The organism is Chitinophaga sp. W3I9, from assembly GCF_050434025.1.
GTDB lineage: Bacteria > Bacteroidota > Bacteroidia > Chitinophagales > Chitinophagaceae > Chitinophaga.
Genome location: NZ_JBNPWC010000001.1, coordinates 4,388,592 through 4,404,336, shown reverse-complemented (window position 1 = coordinate 4,404,336; position 15,745 = coordinate 4,388,592). Strand labels below are relative to the sequence as shown.

At 46.9% G+C, this 15,745-nt stretch carries 14 protein-coding genes and 1 other RNA gene; 11 read left to right on the top strand and 4 right to left on the bottom strand.

All coding sequences use genetic code 11. From position 1 onward, the window contains the following. Nucleotides 1-53: 53 nt before the first annotated feature. The 10 genes from panC (at nucleotide 54) to amaB (ending at nucleotide 10,711) form a co-directional block, all read left to right on the top strand. Nucleotides 54-917 (top strand): pantoate--beta-alanine ligase, encoded by an 864-nt coding sequence (panC, locus tag QFZ51_RS17995; RefSeq protein ID WP_429047713.1) that lies wholly within the window; start codon nucleotides 54-56, stop codon nucleotides 915-917. A 114-nt stretch (nucleotides 918-1,031) separates the two neighbouring features. Then, nucleotides 1,032-1,376, top strand: a complete 345-nt coding sequence (panD, locus tag QFZ51_RS17990) for an aspartate 1-decarboxylase (protein WP_133811105.1) — start codon at nucleotides 1,032-1,034, stop codon at nucleotides 1,374-1,376. 46 nt (nucleotides 1,377-1,422) lie between these two features. Further along, entirely contained in the window at nucleotides 1,423-2,427 is a 1,005-nt protein-coding gene (locus QFZ51_RS17985; RefSeq protein WP_429047711.1) for a lysylphosphatidylglycerol synthase transmembrane domain-containing protein, read from the top strand. Between the two features lie 346 nt (nucleotides 2,428-2,773). Next, complete coding sequence (gene ppk1 / locus QFZ51_RS17980; protein WP_429047709.1) at nucleotides 2,774-4,918, top strand: polyphosphate kinase 1; 2,145 nt, start codon at nucleotides 2,774-2,776, stop codon at nucleotides 4,916-4,918. Nucleotides 4,919-4,962: 44 nt separating this feature from the next. Further along, nucleotides 4,963-5,850, top strand: a complete 888-nt coding sequence (locus QFZ51_RS17975) for an exopolyphosphatase (protein WP_429047706.1) — start codon at nucleotides 4,963-4,965, stop codon at nucleotides 5,848-5,850. 95 nt (nucleotides 5,851-5,945) lie between these two features. After that, the gene (gene panB, locus QFZ51_RS17970) at nucleotides 5,946-6,761 is read left to right on the top strand and encodes a 3-methyl-2-oxobutanoate hydroxymethyltransferase (RefSeq protein ID WP_370910340.1); all 816 of its coding nucleotides are present in this window, start codon (nucleotides 5,946-5,948) and stop codon (nucleotides 6,759-6,761) included. Between the two features lie 419 nt (nucleotides 6,762-7,180). Beyond that, the gene (locus QFZ51_RS17965) at nucleotides 7,181-8,251 is read left to right on the top strand and encodes a saccharopine dehydrogenase C-terminal domain-containing protein (protein ID WP_429047705.1); all 1,071 of its coding nucleotides are present in this window, start codon (nucleotides 7,181-7,183) and stop codon (nucleotides 8,249-8,251) included. Nucleotides 8,252-8,269: 18 nt separating this feature from the next. Next, nucleotides 8,270-8,836 carry a DUF1338 domain-containing protein gene (locus QFZ51_RS17960; RefSeq protein WP_429047703.1) on the top strand — a complete coding sequence of 189 codons (567 nt, stop codon included), beginning with the start codon at nucleotides 8,270-8,272 and terminating at the stop codon, nucleotides 8,834-8,836. Continuing rightward, nucleotides 8,814-9,161, top strand: coding sequence for a 2-oxoadipate dioxygenase/decarboxylase family protein (locus QFZ51_RS17955; RefSeq protein ID WP_429051590.1), 348 nt, complete (start codon nucleotides 8,814-8,816; stop codon nucleotides 9,159-9,161). The genes QFZ51_RS17960 and QFZ51_RS17955 overlap by 23 nt, the downstream gene beginning before the upstream one ends. A 23-nt stretch (nucleotides 9,162-9,184) precedes the next feature. Further along, on the top strand, nucleotides 9,185-10,711 hold the full coding sequence (amaB, locus tag QFZ51_RS17950) for an L-piperidine-6-carboxylate dehydrogenase (protein ID WP_370910337.1): 1,527 nt from the start codon (nucleotides 9,185-9,187) through the stop codon (nucleotides 10,709-10,711). Nucleotides 10,712-11,070: 359 nt separating this feature from the next. On the opposite strand, the gene QFZ51_RS17945 is transcribed toward amaB, so the two are convergent. Further along, nucleotides 11,071-11,604, bottom strand: coding sequence for a phosphoglycerate mutase family protein (locus QFZ51_RS17945; RefSeq protein ID WP_370910336.1), 534 nt, complete (start codon nucleotides 11,602-11,604; stop codon nucleotides 11,071-11,073). Nucleotides 11,605-11,962: 358 nt separating this feature from the next. On the opposite strand from QFZ51_RS17945, the gene QFZ51_RS17940 reads away from it, so the two are divergent. Beyond that, on the top strand, nucleotides 11,963-13,657 hold the full coding sequence (locus QFZ51_RS17940) for a S8 family peptidase (protein WP_429047699.1): 1,695 nt from the start codon (nucleotides 11,963-11,965) through the stop codon (nucleotides 13,655-13,657). A gap of 68 nt (nucleotides 13,658-13,725) precedes the next feature. Here QFZ51_RS17940 and QFZ51_RS17935 read toward each other — a convergent pair whose 3' ends face one another. From QFZ51_RS17935 to QFZ51_RS17925, 3 genes are all read right to left on the bottom strand, one after another. Beyond that, complete coding sequence (locus QFZ51_RS17935) at nucleotides 13,726-14,136, bottom strand: DUF4870 domain-containing protein (RefSeq protein WP_370910334.1); 411 nt, start codon at nucleotides 14,134-14,136, stop codon at nucleotides 13,726-13,728. A gap of 67 nt (nucleotides 14,137-14,203) precedes the next feature. Continuing rightward, nucleotides 14,204-14,578: RNase P RNA component class A (rnpB, locus tag QFZ51_RS17930), an RNA gene on the bottom strand. A gap of 25 nt (nucleotides 14,579-14,603) precedes the next feature. Further along, entirely contained in the window at nucleotides 14,604-15,653 is a 1,050-nt protein-coding gene (locus tag QFZ51_RS17925; RefSeq protein ID WP_429047697.1) for a Smr/MutS family protein, read from the bottom strand. Between the last annotated feature and the right edge of the window lie 92 nt (nucleotides 15,654-15,745).

Sequence of the window (15,745 nt, the reverse complement as noted above, 5' to 3'; positions counted from 1 at the left end):
TTACGGAATATTGGTCAATCTGTCAGTTTTAACATCCTTTTAAGCAATGATTTATGTATCTATTTAAGCGCAGCTCGGACCTGAAGAAGCACCTGGACCTGGTAAGAAAAAGTAACAAAAGCATTGGTTTTGTGCCCACTATGGGAGCCCTGCATGCCGGTCACCTGTCACTTATTCAGGCAGCCAGGCAAGAAAATGATGTGGTCGTTTGCAGCATCTTTGTCAATCCAACTCAGTTTAATGATCCAAAAGATTTTGAAAAATATCCCATCACCATAGAGGAGGATATAAAAAAATTAAATAATGCATCGACAGATATACTTTTTTTACCATCCGTGGAAGAAATGTATCCGGAAGGCCTGGAAAGTGATCTGCATTATGACTTCGGCGACCTGGAAACTATCCTTGAAGGCAAATTCCGCCCGGGGCATTTTCAGGGCGTGGGTCGTATTGTTCACAAGTTACTGGATATTGTGCAACCTGACCAGCTTTTTATGGGACAAAAAGATCTGCAGCAATGCCTGATCGTCCGCCGGCTCCTGGTGATTACCCATTCCCCGGTAAAACTGGTGGTATGTCCAACGGAAAGGGAAAAGGACGGTTTGGCAATGAGCAGCCGCAATGCGCGCCTCTCTCCCGCCGCCCGGAAAAAGGCAGTGGGCATCTACCAGGCACTTCTTCACATAAAAAACAATTTCGGGAAAGGCCTCCACTTTATGGAAGGCGCCCATGAAGCTTTTGATGCACTCAAAACACAAGGCTTCGAACCCGAATATGTAGATATCCTCCAGCTGGATAATGACACCCTCGTTCACCTGGATCAACCACCCGGAAATGCCACGGTAGTTGTAGCCGTTGCTGCCTGGCTGGATGGCGTAAGGCTCATCGATAATATGGTGCTGCAGGGCAGCCTCTAGCCCCATTCCGCAAGGGATGCGGCAGGCACTGCGTTACTGCTGCATCCCCTGTTCGATCTTCCATATTTTTTTCCTAGCTTTGCAAACGCTCTATAGCGCTAAGCCAGTATAATTATGCAAATCGAAATTTTAAAGTGTAAGATTCACCGCGCGGTTGTTACGGAAGCCAATCTGCAATATGTTGGAAGTATTACGATTGACGAAGACCTGATGGACGCCGCTGGTTTAATCGAATATGAAAAAGTGCAGGTATTAAACGTAAATAACGGAGAACGCCTGGAAACCTATGTGATCAAAGGAAAACGTGGTTCCGGTGTGATCTGCATGAATGGCCCCGCTGCCCGTCTTGTTGCCCCCGGTGATATTGTAATTATTATCTCCTATGCCACTATGGATTTTGAAGAAGCTAAAAAATATACGCCTATCGCCATTTTCCCCAAGGAAGGAAATAAACTGTAAGCCCGTATCTGTACCTGTTTTTAATTAACGCCCTAAACAACTTTGGATGATGCCCAAAACGCTTAAGAACGTCATTAAGTTTATTTGCTTTTTCGGCATTGGGGTGCTGTTGATATGGCTTTTTACCAAAGATATCACCACGGCACAGTGGGAACAGATCAATACTGCCTTCCGTAAAGCCAATTACTGGCTGCTGATCCCCACCATGACTATCGGTATCGCCAGTCACTGGTTCAGGGCCATAAGATGGAAACTGCTGATGAAACCACTGGGGCATCAACCCACTACCCTGAACACCTTTTTTGCGGTGATGGTAGGCTACCTGGCCAACCTCGCTGTACCCCGCCTGGGAGAAGTGACCCGCTGCGGGATACTGGCGCAATATGAAAAAGTACCTGCCGATAAGCTCGTAGGCACTATGATCGCAGAACGCGCGGTAGACATGGTTTGCCTGCTTCTGCTGATGGCCCTCACTGTATTGACCCAACTGGACGTTCTCGGCTCCTATGTCAATGAATCGATCTTTGTTCCATTATCCAATAAAATAGCGCATGCCAATGGCATACAGCTGCTCATAGGCATTTTAATCCTCGCCGGTATAGTGCTGCTGTTACTCTGGCTGCTGAAAAAGTTTGCCCGATCCAAAGTGGCCATCACTATTAAAACCCTCGCCAGAGGTATCATGGAAGGCATTCTTTCTATCGGCAAAATGGAAAAGAAAGGCTGGTTCCTGTTACATACCGTATTGATCTGGTCGTGCTACCTGTCGCAGGTATACATCGGCTTCTTCTGCCTGAAAGAAACCAGCCACCTGGGTATCAGCGCCGCTCTCGCCGTACTGATGATCGGCAGTGTGGGCATGATCGTTACCCCCGGCGGTATCGGCGCCTACCAGCCCCTAGTACAGAAATCGCTGGAACTGTATGGCATTCCGTTAGCCATCGGCTTCGCCTTTGGCTGGATCATCTGGGTGGCGCAAACGGTGCTCGTGATCCTGCTTGGCTTCATTAGCCTGGTGGCGTTGCCTGTTTACAACAAAAAACACGGATAGATCGCCTTCGGCGATTTTAAATTGTCTTGGCTCAGGATTACGCTGATTATACTGATTTCACTGATTTGATTATGTTGGATTTTTATTCTTTTAGATTTTATAAAGGATTAAGGGAGATAGAAGCGAATATCCACTTCTATCTCCCTTAATCCTTTATAAAATCTAAAAGAATAAAATCAAATTAATCAGTATAATCAGCGTAATCCCGAGCCAAGACAAAATCCGCATCGCCGAAGGCGATCATCTCCCCGATTTTCTTTAACTTTAATTTAATACTTCAATTAAAGCGAAAGCCGTATCATCGTGGTTTAGACGATGTGATTTTTTTGAATGTAAATAAGTTCGTATGCGTTTGCCGAATGGTGAGAACCTTGATATTATGACAATGCCCGATGTAACAGCACAAAAGAAAACAACCAAGAAGGCCCCTGCAGAGAAGAAAAAAATGATTGCCAGGGATATCAGCTGGCTCTCCTTTAATGCCAGGGTTTTACAGGAAGCAGCCGATAAAACCGTTCCACTCCATGAGCGTATCCGCTTCTTAGGCATCTTTTCCAATAACCTCGATGAATTTTTCAGGGTCCGGGTAGCCACCCTTAAACGCATGATGTTTTTCGGCAAAGCCGGTAAAATGCATCTCGAAGAAAATCCGGATAAAATACTGGACGAAATACAAACCCGTGTAATTGAGCAACAACGCGAGTTTGACCTGGTATGGAAAGATATCGCGGAAGAACTGGAAGCCCAGCACATCTTCCTGCGAACAGAAAAACAACTCAACCGCGAGCAACAGAAATTTGTACTCAACTACTTCAATGAACAGGTACGCACCAACATCATTCCCCTGATGATTGAAAGCATACAACAGTTCCCTATCCTGCGAGATAAATCTATTTACCTGGCCATCGTACTGGCCCGACAGGATAATTCCGTGCGACAGAAATTTGCACTCATAGAAATACCTACCACGGTACTTCCCCGCTTTATTATCCTGCCCTCCAAACCCGGAGAACACGATATCATCCTGCTGGAAGACCTGGTGCGCTTCTGCTTACCCAATATCTTTTCCTATTTCGGTTACGATAAATTCTCCGCACACATCATTAAAGTAACACGCGATGCGGAACTGGATATTGATAACGATATCTCCGACAGTCTTATCCACCAGATTGAAAAAGGCCTGAAAGACCGCCGCAAGGGCAAGCCGGTAAGATTTGTATATGACAAGGACATAGACCCGCTGCTGCTGGAATATCTCATGCGCAGACAAGGACTTTCCGGAAAGGATAACCTGATCCCGGGCGCACGTATCCATAATTTCAAAGACTTTATGGATTTCCCGGAATCTATCTTTCCCCCTCATTTACACCGTAAAACCTTTACCCATCCGCTGTTCCTCAATGCGCCCAGTGTAATGCATGTAATACAACAGCAGGATGTAATGCTCCACTTTCCTTATCACTCGTTTGATACCATCATCGACCTGTTAAGGGAAGCGGCAATAGATCCGAACGTATCTTCTATAAAAATAACTGCGTACAGGCTTGCCCGTAATTCCAAAATAGTGAATGCGCTGGTGAATGCCGTACGTAATGGTAAACAGGTAACCGTGGTGCTGGAGCTGCGCGCCCGCTTTGACGAAGCCGCCAACCTCGACTGGAAATCACGGTTGGAAGAGGAAGGCGTGAAAGTATTACTGGGTATACCGAATATGAAGATCCACGCCAAACTGTGTGTAATCAAAAAACGGATCGGCACGAAAACGCTGCAGTGCGGCTTTGTAAGCACCGGTAACCTCAATGAAAAAACGGCAAGGGTTTACGGTGATCACTGCCTGCTCACCACCAACCGCGCTATCATTGCCGATATGAACCGTATCTTTTCCTACCTGGAAAACACCCGTCATGATATCAAAATACTGGAGGGCTGCAAAACCCTGCCGGTTAGTCCTTTTAACATGCGCGATACCTTCCTTCGCCTGATGGACCGTGAAATCAAGAATGCAAAACACAAAAAGAAAGCGGCTATTACTGTTAAAATGAACTCGCTTTCTGATGCAGCGCTTATTGCCAAGCTGTATGAAGCCGCCAAAGCCGGTGTGGACGTGAAGATGGTGATAAGAGGTATCTGCTGCGCCTATACGGAAAATAAAAAATGGAAAAAGAATATCACCGCGGTAAGCATCGTGGATGAATACCTGGAACATGCCCGCGTATTTATTTTTCACCACGGCGGCCAGGAAAAGGTATACATTGCTTCCTGCGACTGGATGATACGTAATCTCGATCACCGCGTGGAAGCGGCTGCGCCTATAACGGACCCGGCTATACGCAAAGAACTGATCGATATTATGAATATTCAGCTGAGCGGCAATGTGAAGGCCCGTATACTGGATAACGAGCAGAAAAATGAATATAAGAAAGCCGGTGATAAAAAGATCCGTACACAAATGGAGATCTATAAATACCTGCACGAAAAACAATACCATTAACTCTAAAAAGTTATACTTTTGCCCTTTGATCTAACGACTGACAGATGAAATTAGCTGCGATTGATATAGGCTCCAATGCTGCCAGACTGCTCATCTCTGAGGCATCGCCCAATAGTGCCGGCGTAATGGACTTTACCAAACTAAACCTGGTAAGAGTACCGCTACGGCTGGGCTTTGATGTATTTAACCATCATGTTATTTCAGACAAAAAGGCCGCACACCTTATTGATACCATCCGGGCCTATAAGCTGCTGCTGGATGTGTATGAGGTGAAATACCTCAAAGCATGCGCTACCTCTGCCATGCGCGACGCCAGCAACGGCATCGACATCCTCCAGCAGGTAAAAGCACAAACCGGCATCGATATCCGGATCATTACCGGTCAGGAAGAAGCTTCTTTTATCTACGAAAACCATGTGGCGGAGAATATGGATAAAACAAAGTCGTACCTCTACATCGATGTAGGCGGCGGCAGCACGGAAATCACGCTTTTCAGCGCAGGCAAACAGATCTTCAAGGAGTCCTTTAATATTGGTACTATCCGCCTGCTGCAACAACAGGTTACCGAAGCGCACTGGCAGCAACTGAAAGATTTCCTGAAACATCAGCTCAAAGGCATCGGCGCCGTGATTGCGATTGGTTCCGGCGGCAACATCAATAAAATATTCTCTCTCTCCAAACGAAAAGAAGGCAAACCCCTTTCACTGGATACGCTGAAAGACTATTACAAGGAGTTCAGCGCCTTCACCGTGGAAGAACGTATTCACCTGTACGGACTGCGGGAAGACCGCGCCGACGTGATTGTTCCGGCCCTGCAGATCTATGTAAACATCATGCGCTGGGCAGATACCCCTGAGATATATGTACCCAAGATAGGGCTGGCAGATGGCCTTATTCATGCCCTCTATGAGGAAATCGCAGTGAGTTCCTGATCCCCGGCCGTACATAAAAAACATTTCCTTTTATCTTTTTATATTACCACCTTTGCGGTTATTGCTAACAGCTAAATGCTAAAAGCTCACTGCTTATGTCTGTGAATAAAGAAATAAAGCGTGTCACTACGCATATACTGCAGAAGATGAAAGTAGACGGGGAAAAGATCTCCATGCTTACTGCGTATGATTATTCCATGGCCCGCATTTTTGATGATGCCGGCATTGATATCCTGCTGGTGGGAGATTCCGCTTCCAATGTAATGGCCGGTCATGAAACCACCCTCCCTATTACGCTGGACCAGATGATCTATCATGCCGCTTCGGTGGTCAGGGCAATTAAACGCTGCTTTGTGATCGTGGATCTGCCCTTCGGTACTTACCAGGGGAACTCCAAAGAAGCCCTGGGATCTGCCATCCGTATTATGAAAGAAACAGGCGCCCATGGTATTAAAATTGAAGGGGGCGAAGAAATCATTGAATCTGTAAAACGTATTATCTCCGCCGGCGTGCCGGTAATGGGTCACCTCGGACTTACACCGCAGTCGATTTATAAGTTTGGCACCTACGCCGTACGCGCCACAGAAGAAGCAGAAGCCAATAAGCTGATCAAGGACGCGAAACTGTTGCAGGAAGCCGGCTGCTTTGCCATTGTACTGGAAAAAATTCCGGCATCACTTGCGAAGATCGTAGCCGAAAGCGTGGAAATTCCCATCATCGGCATCGGCGCAGGCAGGTATGTAGACGGACAGGTACTGGTAATGCACGATATGCTTGGCATTAATAAGGAGTTCAAACCACGTTTCCTCCGTCGTTACCTCGACCTTTACAACCAGATCTTTGGCGCCACCCAGGCATACATCAATGATGTAAAATCCAAAGATTTCCCGAATGAAAATGAACAGTACTGATTAAATGATTAGCATGACGGATTTGTAGAGAGATCATCATCTCCCTACAAGTTCGTCATTTGCATTTAATATAAATTCCCTATATTCGCTTCGCACTTTATAAGTTGAATGAACTACCTGTTAAACATACAGCTTTCTCTACTCTCCTATCTGCGGAGCACCTGCTCCCATGTGCCATAGGTAGCACTTCCCTTCTTTTTCTTTCCTGTAGGCCGTTTAGCGGCTTGTAATGCTATTGTATCTGCCATACTGACTTTCATCACCACAGATGATTTTGCATTGGTTTGTTTTGAACCAATCCGCAAATGTAGGATCGTGTATAACAGTAACGTATATACGTAGCTAGGGGAAGCGTCATTTATTATTATTTACCCGGAGGCAACATACGCTTCCTTCTTCACTATAATTCCAAACAGATTATGAAACGTGTAATGATTATTGGCGCCGGTAAGATCGGCGAAACCGCTGCCTTCCTACTGCAACAGTCCGGCGACTATGAAGTAACGTTGGCCGACAGCAACGACGCCCTGTTACAAAAATGCACCGACCCTGCCATCCGCAAAACAGTGCTGGACGTAAACAACGCCGCCTCGCTCCAGGATGCATTGCAGAACCAGGACATGGTGCTGAGCGCCTGCCCCTTTTTCCTGAACGTAAAAATTGCTACGGCAGCAGCTAAAGCCAACACCCACTATTTTGATTTAACAGAAGATGTAGCTACTACCAACGCGATCCGCGAAATAGCGGCGCAAGCCAATGTTAGCTTCATGCCACAATGCGGACTGGCGCCCGGTTTCATCAGCATTGCCGCACATGATATTGCCAAACAATTTGATTCGCTGGATGCTGTCCGGCTACGTGTAGGCGCCCTGCCACAGTTTCCTACTAACAGCCTCATGTATAACCTTACCTGGAGCACCGACGGGCTGATCAACGAATACTGCAATCCGTGCGATGCTATTTACGAAGGTGAACGCAAAGAAGTAATGCCGATGGAAGGCTACGAGCGCTTCGCCCTTGATGGTGTGGAATATGAGGCGTTTAATACCTCCGGCGGACTCGGAGCGCTCGCTGAAATCCTGGACCATAAAGTATATAACCTGGACTATAAAACAGTACGCTATCCCGGGCACTGCCACCTGATGAAGATCCTTTTAAATGAGCTGAAACTCAATAAAAAAAGAGAAATGCTGAAGGAGATTATGGAAGATAGCATACCTTTCACCCAGCAGGATGTAGTATTGGTTTTTGTATCTGTATCCGGAATGGTGAACGGCCGCTCGGTGCAACGCTCCTATTCCCGTAAGATCTACAACCAGGCCGTGGCCGGCAGGGACTTTACTGCCATACAACTCACCACTGCAGGCGCTGCCTGTGCAGTAATAGACCTGCACGCAAAAGGACTGCTGCCGGCGAATGGTTTTCTGCGCCAGGAAGATGTAGCATTTAATGACCTGATCAACAACCGCTTTGCGGTATATTATAACTAGCCCTAAAAGCTGTATGTCATGTTAAAAGATGTTTTAAACGGGCTGATGGAGCGCTATCAGCAAAGGGTTCCGGACGTTGGAGCCGTTATTGCCGCCATGATAAAGGAAGGCATTATTGCGCAGGCAGATGATATAGAAAATGACCACATCGCCTTCCGGACGATGGGCGTTCCACAGCTTGGCGTGCAGTCGCTCGAGAAAATTTTTCTCCATTACGGCTATACGAAAATGGATCACTACCACTTTCCGGCCAAGAAGCTGGATGCATGGTGGTATGCTCCCCCCGAGCCGCAATATCCGCGTATTTTTATCAGTGAACTGCGGGTGGCCGAATTAAGCCCTGCTGCGCAAACCATCATTCATCATTATACAGATGAAGTGAAGTCGGACCCGGTGAATGCCTTGGACCTCGACGACAGCAAAGCCGTGGATGCTTTCCTTCACAGCGCACTGTGGCAAACCCCTACCCTGGCCGATTACAAAGTGCTGGCCGCAGAAAGCGAGTACGCCGCCTGGGTGATCTATAACCGTTATTACCTCAATCATTTTACCGTGAGCGTACATAATCTGCCCCCCGGGATATAATACGGTAGCTGATTTCAACCAGTTCCTGGAAAAACATGGTTTTCATCTCAATGATTCAGGAGGTAAAATTAAAACCAGTCCGGATGGCAGACTGCTGCAAAGCGCCACGGTAGCCGGAATGATCACCGCTACCTTTTCCGGTAGGGAAGAATTCCCCATTGCCGGCTCCTATGTGGAGTTTGCCGAAAGAAAGGTACTTCCTGCCTTTGCGCATTTACCTGCCAGTGAAATACGGCGGGAACACCGGCGTGAGGGTTTTGAAGCAGGCAATGCCGATAAGATCTTTGAAAGTACCTACGCCGCCCAAACAAAAAAAAGTTCCTAATTTAGTTTATTAATACACCAACAATGGAAGACATCTTAAAAGCATTTGGCATCACTGCGGCACAAAGTGGTATCAGCACGGGCACGCACTGGTTGCCGGCTCACGGGGAGGAAATTACCTCAGTTTCGCCGGTAAATAATAAGAAGATTATTACTGTCAGAAGCGCCAGCCGGGAAGATTATGACCAGGTGGTAGCTGTGGCCCAGGAAGCTTTCAAAGAATGGCGTACATGGCCTGCGCCCAAAAGAGGCGAAATCGTACGGCAAATCGGGGTAGCGCTCCGTGAACATAAAGAACATCTCGGCAAACTTGTTTCCTATGAGATGGGAAAGAGTTTGCAGGAAGGATATGGAGAGGTGCAGGAGATGATCGACATCTGCGACTTTGCAGTTGGCCTGTCGAGGCAGCTGCACGGCTTAACGATGCACTCCGAACGGCCGGGGCACCGGATGTATGAGCAATGGCATCCGCTGGGTATTACCGGTATTATTTCCGCCTTTAACTTCCCGGTAGCAGTATGGAGCTGGAACGCCATGCTGGCATGGGTTTGCGGCAACGTGTGTATCTGGAAGCCATCTGAAAAAACGCCGGTGACGGCGTTGGCCTGTCAACATATTGCGGCCAGTGTATTTGCCGCCAACAAAGTACCGGAAGGCGTTTGCTGCCTGGTAACCGGTCAGCGTGATGCAGGTGAATGGATGGCACACGACAAGCGGATTCCGCTCGTTTCGGCCACCGGGTCCACCCGGATGGGTAAAGCCGTAGGTGCTGCCGTAGGCGAGCGTTTGGGGCGTTCCCTGCTCGAACTTGGCGGCAATAATGCCATCATTATTACGCAGGATGCCGACCTGGATATGTCGCTTATTGGCGCTGTGTTTGGCGCCGTGGGTACCGCCGGGCAGCGCTGTACTTCTACCCGCCGGCTCATCATCCACGAAAGCGTGTATGATGCGTTTACCGCAAGGCTGGTAAAAGCTTACTCGCAATTGCGTATCGGCAACCCGCTGGATCAGCACAACCACGTGGGCCCGTTGATCGACAAAGCCGCTGTGGATGCATATCTCAACTCAATAGAACAGGTAAAGCAGCAAGGCGGTTCCTTCCTGGTGGAAGGCGGCGTATTATCCGGTCCGGGTTATGAATCCGGATGCTATGTAAAACCCTGCATTGCAGCGGTGGAAAACACCTACGATATTGTACAGCACGAAACCTTTGCGCCCATTTTGTATGTAATGAAATACGCCACACTGGCCGAAGCCATTGCCATGCAGAATGATGTGCCCCAGGGACTTTCCTCCGCCATCATGACGCTGAACCTCCGCGAAGCAGAACAGTTCCTTTCCAATGCCGGATCTGACTGTGGTATTGCCAATGTAAATATCGGCACATCAGGCGCTGAAATAGGTGGCGCTTTCGGTGGTGAAAAAGAAACGGGCGGCGGCCGTGAAAGCGGTTCCGACGCGTGGAGAGCTTACATGCGCCGGCAAACCAATACCATCAACTACTCCAACAGTCTCCCACTGGCACAGGGCATCAAATTTGATCTCTGATAATAATAAATCAGCTATCTGTTTTGCAGGTACAAATACCTGAAAACGGATAGCTGACAACAATATATTTACTGTAAATTTTTCCGGATCATCCAGCTCCGAGGCGCTTGCCCCGGAGCTTTTAATTTTCGTGACAGGAGATGCTACCCGATCAGATTTTTAAAAGCGGTTGATAAAATAACTACATGTCAAAAATGTTTTGCAACCTGCGTTGCTTTTCTCTACATACACCGACGGCGGCAAGGTTTTAAAAATAGTAGCGAGGTTAGAGAACCCCGCTTTTCGTTAAACGGAAACCATGCTTATGAGAAAAGTTAGAAATGGCGGGAAGCCATTAAAAACTCTTCCGGATATAAATATTAGACTTTTTTTTGAATATTCATATTCAACTTTTGTGCTACTGCCGCATTATTACCACTGTGTTTCACTACTAAAACCTGCCCGGATCCTTTATCATACAGTGTTTTCATGATTTTGCCCTTTACACCCGCATGCTGCAACATAGCAGTAATATTTTCAGGAACGCTGCAAATAACAATTGTTTTGCCCTTATTTTTCTTTATCATGTCTTTAAGGGTGGCGGTTGTTTGCTCCGGATCGCCGTTTAACCGGAAGTAGTCCAGCTGCTGCTGGTGGGCTTTAGAGAGCGGTGTCACCGTTTGCACAGCACGGTTCAGATAGGTAGTGTAGATAGCGGAAATTTCCATTCCTTCCAGGGAAGATGCCAGCTGGCTGGCCTGTTCCTGTCCGGTGGTGCTCAAGCCGGGATCTGCTGATGGTGATGATTCCATTTCCGCAGCATTCACAAAAATGAGTGTGGTTACTTCAGGTTCAGCGGCAGACACAGGTGTGCCGGTAGCCAGCAAAGTGGCCATGAGAACAGCTTTTAACATGATTGGTAAATTTAAGTAAATGAAATACGATACCTGTAAAAATCCCGAACGTAGATCTGGCGGATGAGGGGTATGAGGAATAAGAACAGGTTAAAGCTAAGACGGCTGACAACAATTACAAAAGGGATTGTGACAGGTGGTTACCGGCTATGGCTGGCAAGCAAATCAGGATAAGTAACCGGTAACAATGGCCTGCGGAAAAAGGCCGCCGGGAATGGGCAGAAACCCATTCAATCTCCCAATCAACCAATATATAGCGCGTTTATCATTAATATTTAATGTTATACCGCTTTTTCTATACCTTTAATCTTATCATCATGATATTTTTAGTTGTTTTTTATAGGGAAAATTATTGAACATGAAATTGTTAAGCCGAGAGGTTGCAGTCCTGGCAGGGTGTGTTGCATTGATGACTGCATTTACAACAAATACTACAGCGCAGAGTAAACCCCAGATACCTAAAAACTGGCAGTTACTGAGTTACGATACCGACAGTATACTGGGTACGTCAACGGAAAAAGCCTACAAGGAATTGTTAAAAGGGAAGAAAAGTACGCCCGTTATTGTGGCGGTGATCGACTCTGGTATTGACACTACCCATGAGGATCTGAAAAGTATCCTGTGGACCAATACCCGTGAAATCCCCGGTAATGGCAAGGATGACGATCACAACGGCTATGTGGACGATATTCATGGCTGGAACTTCCTGGGTGGCAAAGACGGCAGCAGCCTGAAAGAAGACTCTGAGGAAGCCGCCCGCGAATACTACCGCTATAAAAACCTTTATGGCAACCCGGATTCCGCACTCGCAAAGGATTCCAAAGAATATGCCATCTGGCAGCAGTTGCAATCGAAAGTGGAGAAGCCTAATTCCCAGTTCAAGATGCAATACAAAAGCATGTCGAAGCTCCAGGAAAACGTGAATAAATGTGAATCTATCCTGAAAACCTACCTGGGTAAGGATGATTTCAATGTAGCGCAGCTGGACAGCATTCAAACGACTAACCAGGATGTACTGCTGGCACGTAATTTCATGAGCCGTTTGCTGAAAAGCGCCGGTGATGAACCAGCCACTTTCGGCGAGTTCAAAATGGAGTTTGATGAGTACATGAATGAACTGAAGCGTAAGGCAGAAAGCACAGAAGTAGCGCCAAATGCCAACAGGGAAAGGATTGTAGGCGACAACCTCGACGACATCAATGACAACAAATACGGCAACAACGATGTGATGGGCACCTTTGGTTTCCATGGCACGCACGTTTCCGGTATCATCGCAGCGGCCAGGAACAACGGTGTAGGCATGGATGGCATCGCCGATAATGTGCGCATCATGGCGGTAAAAGCCGTTCCTGATGGCGATGAAAGAGATAAAGATGTAGCCCTCGCCATCCGTTATGCGGTTGATAATGGCGCACAGATCATCAATATGAGCTTTGGTAAACCGTTTTCACCTCATAAAGACTGGGTGGATGCGGCTTTTAAATATGCAGAAGAAAAGGGCGTTTTATTGGTACATGCAGCAGGTAATGACGGCAGCAACAACGACTCTGTTGCCAACTACCCCAACCCGAATTACCTGGATGGCACGGTTGCTTCCAACGTCATCACTGTAGGCGCCAGCAATACCGGCCTGGGCAATGATAAGGTGGCACCTTTCTCCAACTATGGTAAGAAAAGCGTGGATCTTTTTGCTCCCGGTGTACAAATTTACTCCACCATTCCCGGTGGCAACAAATACGGCAGCGCCAGTGGTACCAGCATGGCCAGCCCTGTAGTAGCAGGTGTAGCAGCATTGGTACTCTCCTATTATCCTGAGCTCAGTGCAAAGCAACTGAAATATGTGCTGGAAAAAAGCGCAACACCATTACCTGGTATTACGGAAGTAAATAAACCAGGTGCTGCGGATGAAAAAGTAAATTTTTCGGATCTGTCCATCACCGGTGGAATGATCAATGCCTATGAAGCATTAAAGCTGGCGGCTACTGTTAAAGGCGAAAATGTGAAAGGTAAAAAACAGCACAAGGCAAAAGTAAAAGCCATCAAAAAGAACTGATTCAGTATATAAAAAAGGGCGGGAATTTTATCTTTATAAGATAAAATTCCCGCCCTTTTTTTATACAATTACTTTACGAGACGAACGCTCAGCGGATACTTGTAAGACTGGCCATTGCTGGCTTTTGTGGCAGCAATAATGCTAAAGATAACATTCAGCAGCCATAATACACCGAGCAGGTTTGTCCAGCCCCAGGCGTTATAAAAATCTCCTCTTGCATGGCGCCAGAAGCTGGTGAGCGACCAGAAACCGGTAACAATATTATTGACCAGGTTTACAATGACCGCAGCAATGCTCAATGTGATCTGGAAATTGATGGCTTCTTTGCCCTGGCTGTCTACAAAAGCAGATTCGTTCTTTTTGATAAGCCAAAAGATCAGTACTCCAAGGATGTTGCCGACGGTAGGTAATATCAGCATCCCGATAATTCCTCCCAGGTGAACAAGCGCTCCCCAGGTTCGTTCATCTTTCTGATTCATAAAATATAGATTAAATATAATGCGGGAAGTTAACAGCTTATTTTAGGATATCAAAAAAGAGAAGAAAAAAAACTACAAACCTGTAAGCCGGATTCTGTTTCTGCCCCGGCAAGCCGGGACAGACTGCTATCATTTATCTGCGACAACGTTCGCACATTGTCTGTATCTGCCTACCCTCGGTCATCGGGCGAGCAGCCCTCAATCGACCGTATACATGGCATTTCAGCACGCAAGGTTTACCCGCACAAACAGTTACCTGCCTGCACCGTGGGCTCTTACCCCACATTTTCACCCTTATCTGCCGAAGCGGACGGTTATTTTCTGTGGCACTTGCTGTTCCCGGTTTGCACCGGGCCCCACCCGTTAGGTGGTGCGTTGCTCTGCGCTGTCCGGACTTTCCTTCCCGCCAACAAGTTAGCGGAACGATAGCACGGTTTGTAGTTGAAGCGCGAAGGTAAATAAAAATATTACCTAAACGTTATTTCTGTAGCCCCATAGCCGTATTTGGCGTGATATTGATTCACAAAGCTGGCTACTTCCGGCGTTTGTTTCAGGATCTGGTGTATTTCGTCTTTGAGCTTTCCCTTTCCGATACCATGAATCACGATCAGGTTGTGCTGATGATGACTGATAGCCAGTTCCAGGTAACGCTGGAAAGCATTGAGCTGGATAGCAAGGATGGCAATATTGCTCAGCCCTTTCCAGTTTTTCTCAAGTGCTTCGATGTGCAGATCTACTTCGTGCTTAGGCTCCAGCGATGTTTCGGGCTGCAGCTGTATTTTACTTAACAGGCTGGCGAAGTTTCCGCCGCCAATAGTAGTAACAGGCGCCTTCTTTTTTGGTTGTTCTGCCGGCGCCGGCGGCTCGGGTTCTTTCTCCGGAAATTTATCAAACAGCGGGTAAGTGATGGTAGCTTCTGCTTTGGTACGCAGCTGCTCCAGCTGCACAAACATCTGTTTTGGCTTGATCTTCCAGGTTTTCTTTACGGAAGTGGCCAGCTTGGGCTGTGGCTCCTTCAGGAAAAAAGTAAACTCAAACCGCGGATTATCATTCAATGATTCAAAGATGAGATCAGCGAGATAAAAGTGATTATAAGGATGTATTTCATTCTTGATTTCCAGGTCCAGCTGGTTATTCAGCCATATCTGGAAATAAAAACGCATCGCATGCGGCGTATCATTAAACAGGTGAAACTTCATCAGCTTCACGGTTTCATCGTATCCATCCATCTGGTATACCGGCAAAACAGACAGGAACATTCCCTTATCTGTTTTAAACACTTCATACTTGCTTCTGTCTACCTTGATTTCGTCGCCGGGAATTAGTTTGGGCTTTTCCTTGACCAGTTTCTGCTGGGTAAAACGATGGAAATAGGGAAAGTCGATCTGATCCAGGTACACCGGAAAAGACGTTCCTTTCACCTCTATCATGACCATATTATCATTCACAATGTCAACAACCGTTCCTTCTTCTTTTGAACTCAACAACAAGATGTTGTCGCCTTTTTGGTATTTCATAATTGCATTCTTCAACTGCAAAAATAGAATATTGAAGGGATATGCGTGGAAGAGATTTGAAGATTTGCCGGATCCGGCGGAGACATGGCTCC

Excerpts from the sequence above, each read along its gene's own strand:
- panC (WP_429047713.1), top strand. The coding sequence starts at position 54 with ATGTATCTATTTAAGCGCAGCTCGGACCTGAAGAAGCACCTGGACCTG.
- panD (WP_133811105.1), top strand. The coding sequence starts at position 1,032 with ATGCAAATCGAAATTTTAAAGTGTAAGATTCACCGCGCGGTTGTTACG.
- QFZ51_RS17985 (WP_429047711.1), top strand. The coding sequence starts at position 1,423 with ATGATGCCCAAAACGCTTAAGAACGTCATTAAGTTTATTTGCTTTTTC.
- ppk1 (WP_429047709.1), top strand. The coding sequence starts at position 2,774 with ATGCGTTTGCCGAATGGTGAGAACCTTGATATTATGACAATGCCCGAT.
- QFZ51_RS17975 (WP_429047706.1), top strand. The coding sequence starts at position 4,963 with ATGAAATTAGCTGCGATTGATATAGGCTCCAATGCTGCCAGACTGCTC.
- panB (WP_370910340.1), top strand. The coding sequence starts at position 5,946 with ATGTCTGTGAATAAAGAAATAAAGCGTGTCACTACGCATATACTGCAG.
- QFZ51_RS17965 (WP_429047705.1), top strand. The coding sequence starts at position 7,181 with ATGAAACGTGTAATGATTATTGGCGCCGGTAAGATCGGCGAAACCGCT.
- QFZ51_RS17960 (WP_429047703.1), top strand. The coding sequence starts at position 8,270 with ATGTTAAAAGATGTTTTAAACGGGCTGATGGAGCGCTATCAGCAAAGG.
- amaB (WP_370910337.1), top strand. The coding sequence starts at position 9,185 with ATGGAAGACATCTTAAAAGCATTTGGCATCACTGCGGCACAAAGTGGT.
- QFZ51_RS17945 (WP_370910336.1), bottom strand. The coding sequence starts at position 11,604 with ATGTTAAAAGCTGTTCTCATGGCCACTTTGCTGGCTACCGGCACACCT.
- QFZ51_RS17940 (WP_429047699.1), top strand. The coding sequence starts at position 11,963 with ATGAAATTGTTAAGCCGAGAGGTTGCAGTCCTGGCAGGGTGTGTTGCA.
- QFZ51_RS17935 (WP_370910334.1), bottom strand. The coding sequence starts at position 14,136 with ATGAATCAGAAAGATGAACGAACCTGGGGAGCGCTTGTTCACCTGGGA.
- QFZ51_RS17925 (WP_429047697.1), bottom strand. The coding sequence starts at position 15,653 with ATGAAATACCAAAAAGGCGACAACATCTTGTTGTTGAGTTCAAAAGAA.